The sequence below is a fragment of the Oceanococcus sp. HetDA_MAG_MS8 genome (assembly GCA_019192445.1).
Taxonomy (GTDB): Bacteria; Pseudomonadota; Gammaproteobacteria; order Nevskiales; family Oceanococcaceae; genus MS8.
The window spans coordinates 68,934-89,270 of the sequence record JAHCMK010000005.1; the positions used below are offsets into that span (position 1 = coordinate 68,934).

The 20,337-nt window shown below is 59.5% G+C and carries 14 protein-coding genes; 6 read left to right on the forward strand and 8 right to left on the reverse strand.

What is annotated here, in order from left to right:
• Positions 1-51: 51 nt before the first annotated feature.
• On the reverse strand, positions 52-1,080 hold the full coding sequence (gene pyrC, locus KI787_10115; GenBank protein ID MBV6630306.1) for a dihydroorotase: 1,029 nt from the start codon (positions 1,078-1,080) through the stop codon (positions 52-54).
• 203 nt (positions 1,081-1,283) lie between these two features.
• Here pyrC and KI787_10120 point away from each other — a divergent pair, with 203 nt between their 5' ends.
• Entirely contained in the window at positions 1,284-2,141 is an 858-nt protein-coding gene (locus KI787_10120) for a radical SAM protein (GenBank protein ID MBV6630307.1), read from the forward strand.
• A 90-nt stretch (positions 2,142-2,231) separates the two neighbouring features.
• On the opposite strand, the gene KI787_10125 is transcribed toward KI787_10120, so the two are convergent.
• The 4 genes from KI787_10125 to KI787_10140 form a co-directional block, all read right to left on the reverse strand.
• Entirely contained in the window at positions 2,232-4,487 is a 2,256-nt protein-coding gene (locus KI787_10125; protein MBV6630308.1) for a TonB-dependent receptor, read from the reverse strand.
• A gap of 199 nt (positions 4,488-4,686) precedes the next feature.
• Positions 4,687-5,379, reverse strand: coding sequence for a hypothetical protein (locus KI787_10130; GenBank protein MBV6630309.1), 693 nt, complete (start codon positions 5,377-5,379; stop codon positions 4,687-4,689).
• 222 nt (positions 5,380-5,601) lie between these two features.
• Complete coding sequence (locus KI787_10135; GenBank protein ID MBV6630310.1) at positions 5,602-6,477, reverse strand: universal stress protein; 876 nt, start codon at positions 6,475-6,477, stop codon at positions 5,602-5,604.
• A gap of 165 nt (positions 6,478-6,642) precedes the next feature.
• Positions 6,643-7,941, reverse strand: a complete 1,299-nt coding sequence (locus tag KI787_10140) for a hypothetical protein (GenBank protein ID MBV6630311.1) — start codon at positions 7,939-7,941, stop codon at positions 6,643-6,645.
• 87 nt (positions 7,942-8,028) lie between these two features.
• Here KI787_10140 and KI787_10145 point away from each other — a divergent pair, with 87 nt between their 5' ends.
• Positions 8,029-9,039 (forward strand): universal stress protein, encoded by a 1,011-nt coding sequence (locus KI787_10145; GenBank protein MBV6630312.1) that lies wholly within the window; start codon positions 8,029-8,031, stop codon positions 9,037-9,039.
• Here the strand turns inward: KI787_10145 and KI787_10150 are convergent.
• Positions 9,036-10,247, reverse strand: a complete 1,212-nt coding sequence (locus KI787_10150; GenBank protein ID MBV6630313.1) for an amino acid permease — start codon at positions 10,245-10,247, stop codon at positions 9,036-9,038. The genes KI787_10145 and KI787_10150 overlap by 4 nt on opposite strands.
• A 137-nt stretch (positions 10,248-10,384) precedes the next feature.
• Here KI787_10150 and KI787_10155 point away from each other — a divergent pair, with 137 nt between their 5' ends.
• Positions 10,385-11,272 carry a cation transporter gene (locus tag KI787_10155; GenBank protein ID MBV6630314.1) on the forward strand — a complete coding sequence of 296 codons (888 nt, stop codon included), beginning with the start codon at positions 10,385-10,387 and terminating at the stop codon, positions 11,270-11,272.
• 11 nt (positions 11,273-11,283) lie between these two features.
• Here the strand turns inward: KI787_10155 and KI787_10160 are convergent, their stop codons facing one another.
• Both KI787_10160 and KI787_10165 read right to left on the reverse strand, forming a co-directional pair.
• Positions 11,284-12,378 carry a 3-deoxy-7-phosphoheptulonate synthase gene (locus KI787_10160; GenBank protein MBV6630315.1) on the reverse strand — a complete coding sequence of 365 codons (1,095 nt, stop codon included), beginning with the start codon at positions 12,376-12,378 and terminating at the stop codon, positions 11,284-11,286.
• A 697-nt stretch (positions 12,379-13,075) separates the two neighbouring features.
• Positions 13,076-15,136 (reverse strand): S46 family peptidase, encoded by a 2,061-nt coding sequence (locus KI787_10165; protein MBV6630316.1) that lies wholly within the window; start codon positions 15,134-15,136, stop codon positions 13,076-13,078.
• A 281-nt stretch (positions 15,137-15,417) separates the two neighbouring features.
• On the opposite strand from KI787_10165, the gene KI787_10170 reads away from it, so the two are divergent.
• The 3 genes from KI787_10170 to KI787_10180 all read left to right on the forward strand — a co-directional run bounded on the left by KI787_10170 (position 15,418) and on the right by KI787_10180 (position 20,215).
• Complete coding sequence (locus tag KI787_10170; GenBank protein ID MBV6630317.1) at positions 15,418-18,876, forward strand: pyruvate carboxylase; 3,459 nt, start codon at positions 15,418-15,420, stop codon at positions 18,874-18,876.
• 713 nt (positions 18,877-19,589) lie between these two features.
• On the forward strand, positions 19,590-19,817 hold the full coding sequence (locus tag KI787_10175) for a type II toxin-antitoxin system prevent-host-death family antitoxin (GenBank protein ID MBV6630318.1): 228 nt from the start codon (positions 19,590-19,592) through the stop codon (positions 19,815-19,817).
• Positions 19,814-20,215, forward strand: a complete 402-nt coding sequence (locus KI787_10180; GenBank protein MBV6630319.1) for a type II toxin-antitoxin system VapC family toxin — start codon at positions 19,814-19,816, stop codon at positions 20,213-20,215. The genes KI787_10175 and KI787_10180 overlap by 4 nt, the downstream gene beginning before the upstream one ends.
• Positions 20,216-20,337 lie beyond the last annotated feature (122 nt).

Genomic DNA, 20,337 nt, shown 5'->3' on the forward strand with positions numbered 1-20,337 from the left:
TCCGGTATCGCGGCTCGACCTGCGAACCAGTATCGACATGAGCTTAGGGCCTTATGCGACCAGCTTCCAGTGCAAGGTGTCGCCAGCACAGAAGGGGCGGATGCTGTCGCCGTCGCTGAGCTGGATGTGCATTGGAGGCGACCACTCCTGCGCGCGCAAGGTGATCTTGCTGCTATTTTCCGGGAGCCGATAAAACGCCGGCCCATGCAAGCTAGCGAAGCCCTCAAGCTTGTCCAAGGCCTGTTCTTCGGCAAAGACCTGGGTATAGGTCTCGATAGCGACCGGGGCGGAAAAGATACCGGCGCAGCCACAGTCGGACTCTTTGTCGCTCACCTTATGCGGCGCGGTATCGGTGCCGAGGAAAAAGGCAGCATCGCCGCTGGTAGCAGCCTCGCGCAGGGCTTGGCGATGCTCTTCGCGTTTGGCGATGGGCAAACAATAGAGATGTGGTCGAATTCCGCCACGGAACAGATCGGTGCGGTTGATCATTAAGTGATGCGCAGTGATGGTTGCGGCCACTTTGGGACCAGCGGCGCGCACAAACTCCACTGCTTGACGGGTGGTGATGTGCTCAAGCACGACGCGTAAATCCGGGTGGCGCTCAATGAGTGGCTTGAGGATGGTGTCGATGAACACAGCCTCTCGGTCAAAAACATCCACGTTATGGTCGGTGACCTCGCCGTGAATGAGCAGCGGCATGTCAATTTCTTCCATGCGCTCGAGCACGGCCTCGATGTTGCGCACATCGGTGACTCCGGAGCTGGAATTGGTGGTGGCATTGGCCGGATACATTTTGGCGGCCGTCCAGGCTCCGGACTCGAACCCTCGCGTGATCTCTGCGGGATCAATGTCGTCGGTGAGGTAGGCCGTCATCAATGGCTGAAAATCAAGTGCTGGGTCTAGGGCTTCGCGAATGCGATTGCGGTAGGCCACGGCAGCTTCCACCGTTGTCACAGGGGGCTTCAGGTTGGGCATGATGATGGCCCGGTGAAACTGTTTTGCGGTGTAATTCACCACATCCTTGAGCATCTGCCCATCGCGTAGGTGCACATGCCAGTCGTCCGGACGGGTAATGGTGATGTCTTGGGTCAAGGTGGCCAATCCTTTGCTGATCAATACTGAGGCCCATCCAGCACAGACGGGCCCAAACACTTAGTATGCCGGGGCCTGTCAATGTTCCGTGGCCCCAACCGCCTGCAGAGAGCCGCCAAGGCTGCAGCTGCTGTGCAAAGGCATTGATTCGACAAGGCGGATGGGGCTGTGAATTCAAGCAAAGAGAATCTATGGTCAGCGATCTCGCCTCCGTCATCTGGCACAACCTGCGCCAGACTCCCATGCTGTCACGCATCTTTTATGTGCCGTTCTGGGAGTGCCCTTATCGCTGTGATTTCTGCTGCGTAGATTCCCTGCCCGGTCGGCCTCCAGCGGATTTGGATGTGGGCGAAGACATGCTCTTTGACCTGCTGCAAGAGTTATATCGGCGCAGGGGTAAACCTCTAGGGCTGCATTACTATGGCGGCGAGCCACTCATGCGCCCAGAGTACTTAGCCCAGGTCGGCGAGCGAGCCATGCGCGACCCTGCCGTGAGTAAGCTGTATGTGTATTCCACGCTCAAGCTCAAAGGCATCGATCAGCTGCTAGAGGTTGTTCCCCGAGAGCGTTTGCGCATTGTGGTGAATACCGATACGGTGGACGAATTTGTTCGCGCCGAAGTTACCAGGCTGGACGGCATTGCCGAGTACTACACCAACCCCACGGTATTCCATACCGGGCGGGGGCGCGCCGGTTGCGAGGGCTATCAAGAGGCATGGTTTGAGCGCATCTTGCCGCGAGCGTTGCCAGGCAGAAGCTGCTTTGCCACCGCCTCGGGTATGTTGGTGAATGGGCCGCATCACAGCGTGCATTTATGTTGTTTGCCGCAGTCTCCGGAGGTGGGTCGCTTGGGCATGCCCGCAGCTCAGGTGGTTGACCAGTACCTGGCGCGACTGAAGACCTATCACAAAGAAGCCTTGGAGCAAATGCGCCGTGACAAACTCATGCACGCCTGTCAGACCTGCGAGGCAAACTCCAGCTTCGAGTCCACACGGCATGGCCCAGCCGCCGAGCAGCCCCTGACCTTCATGCCGGCTGGCTCACCCTAAAAGTAGCCGCGAGCGCTCCTGAGGCTGTTTGACTGAGGTCCTGGCGACATTGAAGTGTGAAATCAGCCGCCTGCGCCGGGCTTGGTTCTACTAAAACTCCCAGTAGCTGCGCAACATCACTCCCACGGTACGTGGTGGGGCATGGCTGCCAAAACGGGTGTTCTCGAAAAGGGCCGCGGCGGCGGCTTCGCGGCGTACGAGTTTGTCGCTCAAATTCTGCCCGCTCAAGATCAGGTCTAGGGGCAGCGTGGCAGGACGCAGAACCATTTGCGCATCCCAGCGCAGATACCCAGGCTGCTCATGCAGGGGGTCTAGGTCCAGGTTCAAAAACTGGCGGCTGCGCCACTCCGCCTGAAGGCCAACACTGAGATCAAAACCCGGTAGTGGCTGTCGGTATTCCATGCCCATGTGGCCGCTGTAGCGGGGCGCCCGTGGCAAGGTGCGGCCTGAGAGGTCTTGCGTGGTTGAGTCACTCCCGGCTGGCGCGGGCGCATTGCGAAATTCACGGTAACGCGCGTTCAAGGCAGCAGCAGCAAACTCCAATTTTAGTTGAGGCCATGGTCGCCAGAGCAGGGCTGTTTCCACGCCCTGGCTTTGCGCCGCGGCGGCGTTGTCGACAAAAAAGCGGGTGCCGTCGAAGACCGCCACCTGTAAATTATCGAAGCGGGTGGCGAAGGCCACAAGTTCGGCGCGCAATCCACCGCGCTCCCAACGTAGCGCAGCCTCTAGGGTGGTGGAGTCTTCTTGCTCAAAGATCACCTGGTCCCCTTGGGCCGCTAAATTGTTGAACCCTCCTGCTTTAAAGCCTTGCGCTGCCGTGAGGTAGCCACTCCAGCCTGAATCAGGTGGTGACCACAGCAGCGATAGCTGGGGCGTAAACGCGCTGGCGAGGACTTCATCCTCCACATCGTATGGCGACTCCCCCAAAAAGGTTTGGAAGATCAGGCCGCTGTTGTCATAGTCCAGTACCGCTCGCCCTGGTTTGCGCTCGTAGGTATAGCGTAAGTCCGTGCGCAGGGACCAGCTCCTGCTCAGTGGGCGTTTGGCGGCAATCAGTCCGCTCATGGTGCGGATTTGCTGGTCGAGAAAATGACGGGATGTATCGCTGGCCAGATTATTGATGGGGCCGAGTGCTGCAGCGAGTGGGGCCAGCACCGCGTTGCCCAGGAGTGGCACTCCACGGCTCAGTCCGGCCAGACCCTCGGGCAACAGGCCAATGTTCACGCGCAGCTGCAGATCGCTATGGAAGGCGTAGAGACCCATCGTGATATCCCATAGCCCCCATGTGTGTTGTCTGCGTAAATCCAAGCTGTATTGGCGATAGTCTTCCGTGGAGGGAAAGGTCAGCAGGGGAATCGCGGTGAAGTCGGCATCAAAGTCGGCAATCACCTGTTGTTGGTAGGCATGCGCTGAGAGCTGCCAAAAGGCGGCGCCTCGACGCCACTCTAGGCGCCAATGCGCGTCTTGGCCGTCGATATCACCCGCCGAGTTGGCATTGTCGGTAGCGGTGCGCCTGTCGGCTGGGTCGGTGTTGGTTTGTGCGTCGTATTGTTGATAAAGCGCGAGTTCCTCATCGCTGGCAGCTATCAACTCAAAACCGTCCCCGGTCTGACGCACGGCGGCATGGCTCAGACTCAGTTGCATCAGCAGTTCTGGCTGCGGCTGCCATTGCCATTTTGCGCGCAGAGCTTCGCCCGGCCGGCCCAAATCTTCGCGTTGCAATGTGGTGTTGAACAAATAGCCATCTTCCCGTTGCACCAAGCCGGCGAGTCGGAATTGATGCCGATCCGACGCCGCCAGATTGGCGGCGACACGATATTCTTCGCGATCACGGCTGGCGCCTAAGACTGCGCCCTGAACGTTGCTCCATGACTCAGGGTCACGGGTACGCAGGTTTATTGCCCCGGCGATGGTGTTCTTGCCGAGCAGCGCTCCTTGAGGCCCACGCAAGACTTCGACCTGGTCCAGGTCATAAAAGCTAAATAGGGCAAGCTGTGGGCGTCCGTAGTAAACACCATCAATGAACACGCCTACGGATTGCTCGGCGCTGCGAACCTCACCTGTACCCAGGCCACGCATGACCAAGTAGGTGTTGGTTGGTGTGAGATTGAGTTGGGAGTTGGGTACCCGGCGGCTCAGATCTCCAATGCGCTCCAGTCCACGTTCCTGTAGCTCCTGAGCATCCAGTACCGTGGCTGCTGCTGGTAGCTGATCGACTGCCGTTGCCTCCCGGGTGGCGGTCACCACCACCGCGTCCAACGAGGTTGACTCCGCTGTTTGCGCGAGACAAACCAGCGGCAGATGAACGCCGTAAAGCGCAAGCAGGAGACGGTGCAGAGCAGGCATAGGGGTCGGTGCAGGAGATGGGGGACGCGCTGCGGAACTCGCCCCAAAAATTCTGGGTTGCCGGGGGCTCACTCTAGGCGCGTTGTTGATTGTGCCTGCTCGGGCCCTGTTCAGTGGTCGCGAATCACTGCTTCAGGGTCCAAAAAAAGAAAAAGGCCCCGCAGTTGCGAGGCCTGTTGATGCGCTTAATCAGGCGAACTCAGCCTCGGCGGCGCAATCCTAAAGTGGCCAACACCAGCAACAGGCCGCCCAAGCCACCACCGCCACTGGACTGGGCAGAGCGTGCTTGCGCGGTACGCTGATCTTCGTCGGCAGCAATAAAGAAGCCCATGGCGCCATCATCGGGCGGGTTGTCGGCAAAGAAGGCCTCGAGGTCAGCATCTGGTGAGGGCTGACCCAAGTCTAAGGTTGCGACCACTTCATAGGTAGAGCCGGCCACGGCGAAATACACCATATCCAGGCGAATCTCGGACACGCCACCGGTGACGGCCAGCGTGATGGCTTCGTTGGGGTTGTTGGCATTCAGCTCTGCGGAAGAGCCAATTTCATTGCCATCTGCGTCATAGGCGTAGAAGTCATAGTCTTCAACTTCCAGGCCAGTGGGGTTCGTCCAGGACATCTGCAGGCGCAGAATGGCCGTGGGGTACACCTCGGTCAGGTTGTCCGGGACATCAATGGTGAGGTCAAAGCGGTCACAGGTGATCCCTGGCTCGCAATTAATCCCCGTTCCGGTCTCGGCAGCGATAGCGGGCGTAGGGTTGACTCCGACCACAGGGCCTTCGCCAAAGCTCAGCTCAGTTTCATAAATGGTCAAAGTGCCGCTGGAAGGCGTAGCAGCGAGTGCGGTCAACGGACACAGCAGCGCGATGGCCGCGAGGGGCGCGATTTTCATGAGGTTCTCCTTTGTAGATGCCGACGGTTCTCAAGCTTCGGCAGCCTGCAATATCGCCCTCAATGTAAAAATTGTCCAGTATCTGGTTCCATTGCGCGCTGAGCGCTTCGGGAGCTCTACGCCTTCTCGGATGCAGACCTAGGGCTGTGATACCAGGCCGTAAGGAGCCAAGCACAGTCACCGGAATCTGAGATTCCGGCGCTGTGCTTAGGATTGTGGTTTTTAGGCGTAGAGGTCGTTGCGGTAGACCAATACCGGGCAGGGCGCTGCGCGCAGAACGCGCTCGGCGGTCGACCCTAGAAGAAAGCGGTCTAAACCGCGTAAGCCCTGTGAGCCCATAACAATCAGATCAGCAGCGAAATCTTTGGCGAGCTCAGCCAGCTTTTGGTGAGGGTGCCCATGGGAAATCACCCCCTCGGCTTGCTCGGATAGCTCCGTTTCGGCCAGCCATTGATCCAAACTTTTGCGGGCTTGCTCTTGACCAGCCTGCAAGAAGTCATCGTGGTAATACGGAGGTAATGGGGCAGGATCAACCACATGAGCGGCGATCAATTTGCTATTGGCTGCCTCAGCAAGCTGACCGGCATAGCGGAAAGCATCATGCGCCAGAGCAGAAAAATCGACGGCTGCCAGAATCGCGCCTAGTTCTTCTGGTGGCTGCGCGTGTTTGCTGCTCACTACCAGCGTAGGTACGGGGCTGAGCCTAGCCACTTCAGCCGCAACGCTGCCTAGCGCAAAATGCGCTAAACCCTTGTAGCCATGGCTACCTACAACAACTAGGTCCACCGCATTGTTCTTGGCGTAGTCCGCAACAGTGGGGGCAACTGCAGGCTCGCGCACGCTGGAATAGGTACAGGGAGCGTCGAGCTCCGCTGCCAATTTGCTCAGGGCTTTATCTGCTGCTTGTTGTACCTCCTCGATTTGCTCGGCGGTTTCCGCAAACGCCAGCCAGCTGTACTCAATTTGCAGGGGCGTTTGCACATAGAACAGGTGTAATTTGGCTTGGTGTCGCCGCGCCCAAGCTGCCGCATGCTCGGCGGCATGGCGACTAGCGGGGGAAAGATCCGTTGCCAGCAAAATATGAGACACAGTAGACATGATCACCTCCAAAACAGTGCGCAATGGCGAGTCCAGTCACGAGCCTGCCCGATCCCACACCCATGGTTCATGACCTACGTCAATTTGCAAAGTTCGCCGCTGGGCCCAAGTTCTGCGGCCGCAAATGGCTGAGCTCTTGGCCGGTGCATAGGGTGCGCAGCCGACCTACAACCAGGCCCTGAACAATGCAAAGAGCGCATTGCGGAGACGCTGCGCCAGAGGTCGTCTGCGCCATGTTCGCAGGTTAATTTCTAGGCTGTGGTGAAGATCCTGCTCAAAATGCTGAGCCAATTCGGCATTGATGGCATGGTCCCAAACCAGCACGTTGCATTCGTGGTTCCAGCGAAAAGAGCGTGCGTCCCAATTGGTGGAGCCCACGAGCCCCCAATTTCGGTCGGCCAGCATGGTTTTGCAGTGGAGCACCGCCGGTTGGTACTCATAAATTCGAACCCCTTCACGCAGCAGTTGGGTATAAGCTGCCTGCCCGGCGTAACGTACCCAGGGGACGTCGGTGGGGCCAGGGAGTAATAGGCGAACATCCACCCCCCGCTGTGCACAATCCGCCAGCATCTTGAGCAACCAAGGCTGCGGTGCAAAATAGGCATTGCTAATCCAGACACGCTGCCTTGCGGCGCCCAGTAAGCCCGCAATGGCGGCATGCATTTCCTGTTGTCCACGTCCTGGCAGGGTGTCCAACAGCAGCGAGCGCGGCCCCGCTTGGGCTTTGCTTGTACTGCTGGGAATGAGTACGCCATCGCCGCCGGCGAGTTCCCAACTCTCGAAAAATAGCCTAGCCATGTCCACGGCGAGACTGCCTTGTACGCGGATATGCGTATCCCGCCAGGGGGGCATGCCATCACGCCCATAATGGTATTCATCGGCGATATTCATACCGCCCGTGTAGGCGATTTGGCGGTCTACGATCAGCAGCTTACGGTGATCAAGAATGGGTAATAAGATTCGTGGTGCCGACCGTGGCCGTCGAAACAAGCGAAACTCGGAGCCTGCATCAGCCAGGGCCTCCCAGAACGGCGGGCGCAGTCTGGAGCTGCCCCAGGCGTCAGCCAAAATTTTCACGCTGATCCCACGCCGAGCGGCTAAGCCGAGTGCGCGGGCAATTCTCTGGCCCGTTTGGTCATTCCGGATGATGTAGGACTCGAGCAATATTTCGGACTCAGCTGCAGCTATGTTGGCCAGCATGGCCGCGTAAGCGCAGCGCCCAGCGGTGTAGAGCTGCAGCGGATCCCCATGCCGCCAATGGCTCTGATCCAGGCGGCTGAGTAAAACAGCGAGTCGCTGTTCGCGCTCATGCTCAGGCCATTGGCAGGCTTGTTGATACACCGGCTCAGCATGAAGCTCGGCCGGAAGCCGACGATTGGGGCGAGGCCGCAGCCGCAGCATAGGTTTGCGGCGGACTGCAGTGCTGTGGGAGACCTCCGTTTGAGACTGCCGTGGCCCGCTCATGCCATGTCCCTTGATGAATTGACCCAGGTCAAGATGCCGTGTCCATGATCAGGGTACAAGGGTGTCAGGCTCGCCGGAGACACAACCATGCCCAAGCTTGACCACATCTTTGTCATTGTCAACGCGGAAGATCTGCACTCCCCAGCGTTGCAGCGTGCCGCTGCCTTAGCCCAGGCCAGCGGCGCGCGCCTGGAGCTGGCTGCCTTTGCCTACGAACGCTCCATTGCTCATTGGGGGCAATGGGATCAGTGGCTGATGAATGTCACCATCCGGGACAGCTTAGATGCCCTGGAGTCGGCATTGGAGTCCCGATGTGCGGAGCTTTGCAAGGACGGAATCGAGGCTGTGGGCAGCGTTTACTGGGGTCACCCTTTGCATGCCGCAATGGCGGCACAGGTGGCCCGTAGTCAGCCTGATTTGGTCATCAAGGATATTGGTTATGCGGCCTGGTTAACCCGCCATGTGTTGACGCCCTTAGACGCTCAGTTGTTGCGTTTATGCCCAGCGCCGTTGATGTTGGTACGCCAGACAGAGGCTCTGCCGCAGCGAGTGCTGGCCGCCGTGGACCCAGTGAACCGACATGACAAGCCCCGCGGGCTCAATCGCGACATTATCGGTATGGCGCAAAGCATGGCCGAGCTCAGTCAGGCGGATTTGGATTTAGTCGCCGCCTACGATGCGATGCCGCCCTTGCCCTACACCACCCTGGAGCTGTCGCGGGTTGAACGCGTGTACCAAGATCAGCTGAACCAGGCGCGTACGGTATTCGCTGAACTTGCTGCCGCGCAGGGTATTGGTGCCGAGCACTGCCACTTTTTGCAAACCAGCGTGGTCGAGTCAGGCTTGCAAGACTTTGTGAGCCAACATCAGGCGGATTTGCTGGTTGTTGGTACCACCTACCGGAAAGCACTTCGTCAGGCCATTCTCGGCACGGTATCGGAGGCTTTGCTGTACACCGTCGACTGTGATGTTTTGGCTGTGAAGCCCGAAGGCTTCGCCGCAGATTTGCCGCGTTACATCGACATGCAGGACCCGGACTTGGTGCGAGATTTGCGCCGGGTGCGGGATAAGGCTCAGGAGGCCGCTGTGGCCTCTTAAGCATGCCCTCCAGGCACTGCCAGTAGCAGCAAACCGCTGGCGCTGGCGGCGCCTAACAGGGGCAAGAGGTAGCGTCCCCAGTGGCGCTTCTCTTGGCGGAGTAGGGCGACCAAGGCGAGATTCACCATGGTGAAAATCAGCAAGATGAGGGCGCTTGTGAGTTGCGCCAGTAGCACCAAGCCGCCAATCATGGTCAAAGACATGGTGAAACCCGTGGCAACAACAGTAGCGGCCCAGGGAGTATGCCGCCCAGGGTGAACACTGGCCAACCAAGCTGGCAGCTGACGCTGTTGGGATAAACCGTAGAGCACCCTTGCGGCCATAATCAGCTGGGCCAAGGCGCCATTGGTAATTGCCAGCAAACCCAAAACAGCAACGATAGTTGCTCCGGGGTAACCGCTGTATTCCAGCAGAGTGACCATCGGCGCAGCGGAGGCGGCCAGCTCCTGCACCGGTAAAGCGCCTAAGGCAGTAATGCAGAGCAGCACATACAGCATGGCGGAAAGCGCCATCGATAGGGGAATGGCAATGCCTAAGGTCCGTCCAGGATGGCGTGTTTCTTCGGCCAAATTGGCCAAATCTTCGAAGCCAATAAATGCATAGAAGGCTAAGAATGCACCGCTAAACCAGGCGGTATTGCGCAGCCCCGGCCACTGAACAACAGCCTGCGGCCATTGCCAATGTCCTTCGCCACCAACAACTGCCAGCACAATCGCAAGTAGGCCCACAACAGTGGAGATTGCGAGCAGGCCGACCAAAGCCGCTGACTCGCGAATGCCCCAGGTGGCGACCGCGCCCAGTGCCGCCAGATAGCCCAGGGTAACGAGCGGAGCGGGCAGTGCTATGAGGCTGCTGAGATAGCGGGCAAAGCCATGAGCCATGGTGGCAGCCGAGACCATCCCACTCAGAGCCACGGCTAAGCCTATGATCAGGGTCAGCGAATCGCGTGCAAAAGCAGCGTTGACGTAGGCGGCTTCGCCTGCACTACGTGGGTGCCGCGCGGCTAACTGCGCATAGCTTAGACCAGTAAGCGCGGCAATGGAGGCGGCCAGAACAAAGGCGGCCGGGGCTGCAGAGCCGCTCACCCCAATGACTTCGCCGATGAGCACGAAGATGCCGGCGCCGACAATGGTGCCCAGTCCATACAGGGTCATACTCCAAGGACCTAGGCTGCGGCGCAGGGTTGGGGCTGGACTGGGCTGACTCATAATTACCAATGTGCCTCAAGTGGGTTGAGCATGCAGACGCTGTTACCCAGTTTGCGCCTGGCTGCATAGACTGTGCTCTAGACTGATCTACATGCGCCGTCCCTCGCAGTGGCCGGGCATAGGCTAGGGAGCCGAGTATGAGTGCGTCGGATGCAGAGCGCTGGCTACAGCCTCTTTGGGTGACCCGCATTGCCATCGCCAGCGCCATCGCCTTGGCACTGCTCAAGGCTGCGGCAGCGATGTTTACGGGGTCCTTGGCCTTGCTGGGAAGCATGGCGGACTCCTTAATGGACGCCGTGGCGTCAACCGCGTTATTGCTGGCCATGATCTACGCAAGGAAGCCTCCGGATGCCCAGCACCGTTTTGGTCATGGACGTATAGAGCCACTGGCCTCTCTGGCACAGTCCGGACTCCTCACGGGGAGCGCAGTATTAGTGGCACTACACGCCATAGAACGCTTGTTTCGGCCACAGCCATTGCATCAGCCCGGATGGGCCGTGGCAGTGATGCTCCTTTCCATCGTGTTGACCTTGGTGCTGGTCAGAGTGCAACGGCGGGCGGCTTCCGCCAGTGGTTCTGTTGCCGTGACAGCCGATGCCGCACATTACTTGGGCGATGTGGTGGTCAACGCAGGCATCGTGCTGGCCTTGCTGTGCAGCGCGGTGTGGGGCTGGGTGTGGATTGACCCCCTCGTAGGGCTGCTCGTGGCGATCTATTTGGGTTTCTTGGCTTGGACGGTCGCGCGTCTAGCCTTGGTGCAGTTGATGGATGAGGAACTGCCTGCGGATGAGCGGGCCGATCTGGAGGCGGTGCTGCAGGCCACACCAGGGGTGATGGGCTGGCATGACCTGCGCACCCGGCGCGCAGGTCCACAACGGTTTTTGCAAGTGCACTTAGAGGTGGCTGGCCACTTAAGCTTGGAACAAGCGCATGCGATTACCGCAGATGCGGCTCAACGCCTACAGGCACGCTTCCAGAGTTTGGATGTGGTCATTCATGCCGACCCCATTCCAACACGGCCCTGACACGCAGACCGCTAGGCTTTTTGCCTCAGTTCACGGCCCTGAGCCACGGCTTCGGCCAAATGATCGAGTAGCGCGGCGGAGTCATCCCAGCCCAGGCAGCCATCGGTGATGCTCTTGCCGTACTCCAATGCATCCGGAGAGTCGGTGCCGACCCGCATTTTCTGCGCCCCATGCTTGAGGTGGCTCTCAATCATCAGCGCAAACACACCGCTATGACCGGCGCGGATATTGCTCGCGATTTCTTTGACCACATCGACCTGGCGGGCAGGGTCTTTTTGGCTGTTACCGTGGCTGCAGTCCACCATGACACGATCGATGAGACCAGCCTCTTTAAGCACGCCACAAGCTTGGCTTACTGACTGAGCGTCGTAATTGGGTTCTAAGCCACCGCGGAGAATCAAGTGTCCATGGGGATTGCCTAGGGTCCGCACGATGGCCACATGCCCACTCTTGTGTACAGACAGGAAATGATGCGGATTGGCCGCCGCCTGAATAGCCGCGACCGCGACGCTGATGTTGCCCTCGGTGCCATTCTTGAAGCCAATAGGTGCGGAAATCCCCGAGGCTAGTTCGCGGTGAATCTGACTCTCGGTGGTGCGAGCGCCAATAGCGCCCCAGGAGACCAGGTCACCGATGTACTGCGGAGAGATGGTATCGAGAAATTCGCTTCCAGCCGGCAACCCCATTTTGTTGATATCAATGAGTAGCTGCCGGGCGATGCGTAACCCCTCGTCGATTTTGAAGCTTTGGTCCAGGTAGGGGTCATTAATCAGGCCCTTCCAGCCCACGGTGGTGCGCGGCTTCTCAAAGTACACGCGCATCACAATTTCCAGGTGCTGTGCGTGCTTTTCGCGCAAAGCCACCAAGCGCTGGGCGTACTCCAGCGCCGAACGGGGGTCGTGGATGGAACAAGGGCCAATCACCACCAGCAAACGATCATCCTGGCCGGAGAGGATGTTGCGCACATTCTGCCGGGTGCTTGCTACCAGATCTTCAATGGCTGAGCCCGAAATGGGGAAAAAGCGAATGAGGTGCTCAGGCGGTGGCAGGGTCACAACCTGGTCAATTCTTTCGTCGTCGGTCTTGCCGAGTTTGTCTACGCTCATGGTCTGTATCTCTTGGCTGCGGCAGGGTGGCATTCATCAGAATCGACCATCCTTTCATTCGTCACCGCCTTTGGGGCGATGGTGATGGTCTGAGTGTAGTGCCGATGCCCGACTTTGTGGCCTAGCGAGATCGTCGGGTCTCGCCAGATGGCTCCCGCTCCTCGCCTCCTTCGCGACTCCCAGGAGCAACACAGGGCTATTTAATGGTTCATCGCGGTTTAGCGGGATACTGGCTCAGGTCTGCAGAACTTGATGGCTTGAGCATTTACCCTCCTCGTAGGTCGGCAGCTGGGCTTAAGCCAGCTCTGTAGATGACAGACGGCGCCTCGTTGCTGCACTCGCGGCGTGGAGCGTGTTGGTCCGTTAGCGCCGCTGTTCCTCGCGCCGCTGCGCGGTGCCCTCCGGCGGCTTGTGCTTGATGTGGTCGGCTTGACGCGACGTCGTGTCGCGGCAAGCCTTAATCGGCCGTCCGTGGCCGATTGACCACAGTCGCGACAAGACGCCTACGGCGCTCGGAAATGCGGCCCTAACGGGCCAACACTCCAACCTGCCACCACCGGCTCTTCAGAATAGCCTCATCCTCAATCCTCAGATGCGTGATGTTGCTCCAATCAGAGCCAAGTGAGGCCGAGCTGCCGAGCAAAGGTCACCGGCTCAATCCGCAGTGTTCGGCGAAGAAGCATTTTTGTCCGCTGACTCAACGCAGCGTCATCTCGTCCAGCAAGAACTGTGCGTCGTAGACCGTCCGCAGGGTTTCCACAATGGCGGCCGCATGCACGGACACGGCCCGGTTGCGGCGCTCGTCAAACCAGAAGGCCCCGCCTAGAGAGTGGATGTTCCCGTCAAACACTAGCCCCACAATTTCGGCATGGCTGTTGATCACGGGTGAGCCGGAGTTGCCGCCAATGATGTCGTTGGTGCTCACAAAGTTGAAGGGGGTGCTCAGGTCCAAGTCTGCTTTGGCCTGATGCCAACTCTGCGGCAGAGCAAAAGGCTCTGCGCCGGTTTCGCGATTGAAGGCACCGCCAATGGCGGTAAAGGGCGCAATGGTTTTGCCCTTCTCCTCCCAGCCCCGCACCTGCCCATACGACAGACGCAAGCTGAAGGTGGCATCCGGATACACGCTGGTGCCCAGCATGGCGAAGCGTGCGGCAGCAATCTTGCCGGCGTTCGCCGTCTCCACGGCTTTGACCTCATTGTCGTAGGTTTGGCGCAGGGCGCGGGCCGGCTCATCAATGAGCTTGGCCAAGACGATGAAGGGATCATCGCTGTTGGCGACGGCTTGGCCGCCATCGGCCCAGAGCGCTTTGCGGTACTTGAGCTGGCCCAGCTTGGTGTTTTGCACCAAGCGCTTGGCCACCGTTTCCGGAGAGTCTTTACCCAGCACCGCCTTCACCACCGGGTGATCTGGCGAGAGGTACTCCCGCAGTTTGGCCAACGAAAAGGACAGGGTCACTTCTTCGTACTCAGGGTAAATCGGCGCTTCGCTGAACAACTGCTGCTCCACGCGTGGCAGACGGGCCTCACTGAACTCCTCCAAACGCTCGGCGTTGGGCTTGGTACGCTCCTGTGCGCCACGCACCAGCGCCCGAGCATGATCGAAATAGGTGCTGGCGAAGCCGGAGCCCGCCTCCAGCATGCGATATTCCCAATAGATGTTGCGCAGGGTGGTTTGCGCCTGCTCGATTTGCTCCCAAGCATCGCCGTACAGCTTGCGGCGCTTGCGGGATTTTTTGACGTAGGCCTTCAGGCGCGCTTCTTCCCGGGCCTTAAAGGCAAAGACCTCCGGGTCTTGCAGCGCTTCCAGCATGCCTTTGCGGGCCTTAATGCCGTTTTCGATGCCGAAGAGGTCGCCCTGCGAGATGCGCGCCTGCTCGGCGCCTTCGGCTGCATAGCGGGTGAGATACCCCCGCCATTCACTGGCCAGCATCAAACGCTGGGGCAATTCCAGATCACGCTGGGTGGTCAACTGCGCCACGGTCAGACCGCGGCGCGTGGTACCAGGGTGGCCGGTAATGAAAACGGCTTCTCCGCCCTCAGCCCCTGCAGGCTGGATGGGAAAGTACTGCGCGATCGACGCCGGTTTGCCGTTGGCATACACCCGCAACAGGCCCATATCCAGGTTGTAGCGGGGAAAGTTGAAATTATCCGGATCTCCACCAAAGAAGGCGGTGGCCTGCTCTGGTGCGAATACCAATCGCACATCATCAAAGCGGTGGTATCGATACAGGTGATAGCGCCCGCCTTGGTACAGCTTGACCACCTCGCACTTGCCGCCCGCGGGGGCCTGCTCAGTACAGGCTGACTCAATCGCGGCAAGTTCGGCCTTTTCCGCCTTGGCAAAGGCTTCCTCTGTTTTGTCTTCGGTGGCCGCGTTCACCTCGGCCGTCACATCGCTGATCTCTTCCAGGCGACTGACGGACATTGCCGGACAGCGCAGCTCCTGTGCCGGCTCGCGGGCCAGGAAACCCTCGGCAATGTAATCCTGGTTTTTGCTGGACAACTGCTGCACGCAACGGCGCACACAGTGGTGATTGGTGAGTACCAAGCCCTGGCCGCTGACAAATGAGCCGGAGCAGCCATTCTCCAGCCGCACCGAGGACTGCATCAATTTGTCCACAAAAGCCTCGTCGGCACTAAAGCCGATCTCTTTTTGCATGGCCTTATTGGGCAGATTATCCAGGGTCCACATGCCCTCGGCGGCCCACACAGATAAGGGCAGAAACAGTGATGCCAGCCCTATCAAGATCATTTTCATCATCGGTTCTCGTTTCATTGCTGTGTTCAAACGGGGTTGCATGCAATTGTGCGCCAGCTAGTACCGAACTGGGTGACTATCCGCTCCTAAGGGGTCGCTTGGTGTACTGTCGGTAGGCGGATAACGACGCTGTGAGCGTCTTAGCGTGGCGACGATGCCGGAGGGTAACAACTCGGGCAGCCTGCAAGTCGTCTGGGCATGCTTGGCATGCCTTTCGCTTCAGCTAAGGGACGAGGCTGATCCTCCATGTAGACAACAAGCGGTGTAGGGGAGCATGAGTGATGACGATTAAGAAGATTCTGGTGGCCAATCGCGGCGAGATCGCCATTCGGGTGATGCGCGGGGCTGCCGAAATGGGCATTCGCACCGTGGCGGTTTATGCCTTTGAAGATCGCTTTGCTCTGCATCGCTTTAAGGCTGATGAGAGCTACCAGCTCGGCCCGGCCGGCCGGCCCGTAGGCAGCTATCTAGACATTGATGCGGTAGTTCGCATTGCCGTTGAGGCCGGTGTGGATGCCATTCACCCCGGCTACGGTTTTTTGTCAGAAAACCCCGACTTTGCTCAGGCCTGCGCCGACGCCGGTATTGCCTTTGTCGGGCCTAGCCCGGAGGTGCTGCGCACTCTCGGCGATAAGGTCTCCGCGCGCGCGGTGGCCGAAGCCGCGCAGGTGCCGGTACTGCCCGCCTCGGCCGAGTTGCCGCGGGATATGGAGCAGGCTCAGGCCTTGGTCGACGCCGTGGGCTATCCGGTCATGCTCAAGGCCAGTTGGGGCGGTGGCGGGCGCGGCATGCGCCGGGTGATGGATGCCCCCAGCCTGGCCGCAGCCCTGGAGTCCTCCCGGCGTGAGTCCGGAGCGGCTTTTGGTAACGATGCCGTGTACGTGGAGAAACTGGTCCAGCGGGCCCGGCATGTGGAAGTGCAGGTGCTGGGCGACAAACAGGGCCAGTTGGTGCATTTGTTCGAGCGGGACTGCTCGGTGCAGCGCCGTAACCAAAAGGTGGTAGAGCAGGCGCCGGCCCCCTACCTGAGCCCGCAGCAGCGCGAAGAGCTCTGCGCTTCAGCCATCCGGCTCTGTGCCCATGTGGGCTATTCCCATGCGGGCACGGTGGAGTTTTTGCTGGACGACGACACCGGCGAGTTTTACTTCATCGAAGTGAACCCCCGTATTCAGGTGGAGCACACGGTGACCGAGATGATCACCGGCGTGGATATCGTCAAGGCCCAGATTCTGGTCACCGAGGGGGCCTCCATTGGACTGCAGCCGCAGGGCAGCCGGCCCGGACTACCGACCCAGGATCAGATTGAGTTTCGCGGGCACGCCCTGCAATGCCGGGTGACCACCGAGGATCCCGAAGCCGACTTTGCCCCCGATCATGGGCGCCTACTGGCTTATCGCAGCCCGGCTGGTTTCGGGGTGCGTCTGGATGGTGGCACCGCTTATACCGGCGCTGTGATCACACCGCATTACGATTCCCTGCTCACCAAGGTGACGGCCTCGGCACCCACGCTGGGTACGGCCATTGCTCGTATGGATCGGGCGCTACGCGAATTTCGCATTCGCGGTTTGGCCACCAACCTGCAGTTCTTGGAAAACGTGATTAATCACCCGCGGTTTCAGTCGGGTGAGGCCACCACGCGTTTTATTGACGACACGCCGGAGCTCTTTGAGTTCCCCCAGCGCAAAGACCGGGCGACCAAGCTGCTGCGCTACATGGGCGAGGTTATCGTCAACGGTCATCCGGAAATGCGCGATCGTTCGCATCCGCCGCTGCCCCTGGCCGAGCCCCGGTTGCCGCTGGTCGATACCCGTCAGGCCCCGCCGGATGGTTTGCGCCAGCGCCTGCAAGAGCTGGGCGCGGCAGAGTTCGGGCAATGGCTGCGCGCACAGCCGCAGGTCTTTGTTACCGACACCAGCCTGCGCGATGCCCACCAATCCCTGTTTGCGACCCGTATGCGCAGCGCCGACATGCGCGCCATTGCACCGGCCTATGCCCGCCTGGCGCCGCAGCTGCTGTCGCTGGAATGTTGGGGCGGGGCTACCTTTGATGTGGCGCTGCGCTTTTTGCATGAATGCCCCTGGCAACGCCTGCGCGACCTGCGTGCGGCTATTCCCAATATCCCTTTCCAGATGCTGCTGCGGGCTGCCAATGCCGTGGGCTACACCAATTACCCCGACAACGTGGTGCGTTATTTTGTGCAGCAGGCTGCGGCTAACGGCATCGATATTTTCCGCGTCTTCGATTCGCTGAACAACGTGGATAGCATGCGCGTGGCCATGGATGCGGTCATCGAATCCGGCGCCGTGTGCGAGGGCACCATTTGCTACACGGCCGATTTGTTTGATGCCAGCCGGCCCAAGTACACCCTGGAGTACTACGTGTCGCGGGCCAAGGCCCTGGAGGCCGCCGGCGCCCACATCATCGGCATCAAGGACATGGCCGGCATCTGCCGCCCCAAGGCCGCCAAGGCTTTGGTGGAGGCGCTCAAGCAAGAGGTGGGCTTGCCGCTGCACTTCCACACCCATGACACCTCCGGGCTGGGTGGGGCCAGCATCTTGGCCGCTATCGATGCCGGTTGCGATGCCGTTGACGGAGCCTTGGATAGCCTCTCGGGCCTGACGGCTCAGCCCAATCTGGGCAGTGTGGTCGCCGCCTTGGAGCATTCGGAGCGGGCCACGGGCTTGCAGTCGGCCAAGCTGCGCCAGCTCTCCGATTATTTCGAGGATGTGCGCCGCTTCTATGCACCATTCGAGCCCGATATTCGCTCCGGCACCGCGGATGTGTATCGCCACGAAATGCCCGGCGGGCAGTACACCAATTTGCGTGAGCAGGCGCGCAGCATGGGGCTGGCCTCGCGCTGGACTGAAGTGGCGCAGGCCTATGCCGATGTGAACCAGTTGTTTGGCGACATTGTGAAGGTCACTCCCAGCTCCAAGGTGGTGGGGGATTTGGCTCTGCTGATGGTGGCGCGCGGCTGGACGCCGGAGCAGGTGGCCGACCCCGATGTGCCCATCGACTTCCCGGCTTCGGTGGTGGCCTTGTTCAAAGGCGACTTGGGCTTGCCCTCCGAGCCCTGGCCGGAGGCGCTGCAGCGCAAGGTGTTACAAGGCGAGGCGCCGCGTAGCCGGCGTCCCGGTGCGGATTTGCCCGAGGTGGACCTGGAAGCCGCCCGCGCCGAAGCGGCCGAGACCACCGGCGAGGCGGTGACGGATACCGACCTGGCCTCGTATCTGATGTATCCGCAAGTGTACAAGGACTTCGTGGCCCATCGGCAGCGCTACGGCGATGTAAGCGTTCTACCCACGCCCGCCTTCTTCTACGGTCCCACCGGCGAAGAAGAAGTGCATGTGGACATAGACCGCGGCAAGACCCTGCTCATCCGCCTATTGGGTCGCAATGACCAGGAAGAAGAGGGCATCAGCAAGCTCTTCTTCGAGCTCAACGGCCAATCTCGCATCGTGCGCGTGGCTCGCGCCGGCTCCGACAAGGTGGCGGAACGGCCCAAGGTCGACCCCAAAGACCCTGGCGATGTGGGCGCCCCCATGCCCGGCGTCGTCAGCAAGGTGCTGGTCAGCGAAGGCGATGTGGTGAAGCAAAACGAGCCTTTACTGGTTCTCGAAGCCATGAAGATGGAAACCGTCGTCACCGCACCCTGCGCCGGTACCGTGCAAGAGCTCAGCGCTGGCGCTGGCAGCTTGGTGGAAGCGCGGGAACGCTTGCTGCGCTTGGTGCAGGATTAGGCCTTGGCAGCGCTCCTGAGGTTGGGGTCTTGGTCGCAGATTGACGCAGATTGTTTTGGAGCCAAGCTTCTATCGGGTGCGGACCATGAGGCCTTAGTTCCCGAGGGGTGTGATGGTTTCGCCGAGATCTATGTGGGCCCGCGAGCCTGCGGCCACACGCTCGCAAGAGCAGTTGTGCCAATGCGATGCCGGAGTGTCGCCGCAGATTGACGCAGATTCCTGCAGGGGCGAAAGCTTGCAACGCTGAGGCGAGGCTGCTGTGGAATTTGGGGCTGGCTAAGTCCGCTCAAGTCTGCATGGAGGCGGAAACTCGCTCTCAAGGGAGCGGCTCCATAGGTATGAGCCGCCACTTGGATCAACTGTTCATGAGCACCCTTCGCGACACAGCAGCCGTACGCCGTGCATTGATCAAAGGGAATCAGTATCAGGTGCCACCTACTAATCTGCGTTCATCTGCGCCAATCTGCGGCAAAAAATGCATCTTTAACGCGAGCTATGAGCTGCGCAGATCATAATGTTCAAAGCGCAAGCCGCCATGAACGGTACTGCGGAGAACTCCTCTAGTTGCTGCCGCAGATGGGTACGGACTCGAACACATCAGAGTTTTAACGGCAAAGCCTTCAGTCAAAGCAATAATCTTTAGAGGCTGCAGAGCGGCTTGTGTGACGCGCATGCAGGTCACTAAAATGACCATAGTCATGACTATGGTCTCTTTGATGGAAATTTCGGCAACACAGTTCAAGGCGAAGTGTCTGAGGCTCATGGATGAGGTGGCTCAGTCAGGAGAGCCTTTGGTGATTACCAAACACGGTAAACCTATCGTCACGGTCACGGCTGCAAAGCCAGTTCCAAAGCCGTTATTCGGTGCCGACGCGGGCTCCATCGACATTGTCGGAGATATTCTTCAGCCGATTCCTACGCAATGGGATGCGGCGCGGTGATCCTGCTGGATACCCACGCCCTCATCTGGTTGCGTAGCGGCGACAGAAAACTGGGCGCCAAGGCGCGTAGGGCCATTGAGAAAGCGCACGCTCAGGGTGAAATCTTGGTTTCTGCCATTTCTTTCTGGGAAGCAGCGATGCTGAACGACATGGGGCGACTCAAACTCAACATCGGCCCGGCAATCTGGCGTCAGCGAATTCTCGATGATGGCGTAACCGAGATTCCAGTTACGGGGAGCATTGGAATCCGGGCGACTGAATTGCTCCAATATCATGCCGATCCCGCAGATCGCATTATTGTCGCGACGGCGCAGAGCTGCCAAGCATCTTTATGCACAGCGGACGGCCAATTATTGAGCATGAGTCTGCCGATCGACACTATTGACGCGAGCGTCTGAGCAAAGACCGCAAAACCTGCGCTAGGCACATGCAGCGTGAATCAAGTCTGATAAGTACTTATCCACCTGCATCCGGAGTACGCCAAGCATTGACTGGGGTGAATCGACTTCAGGTGCCACCC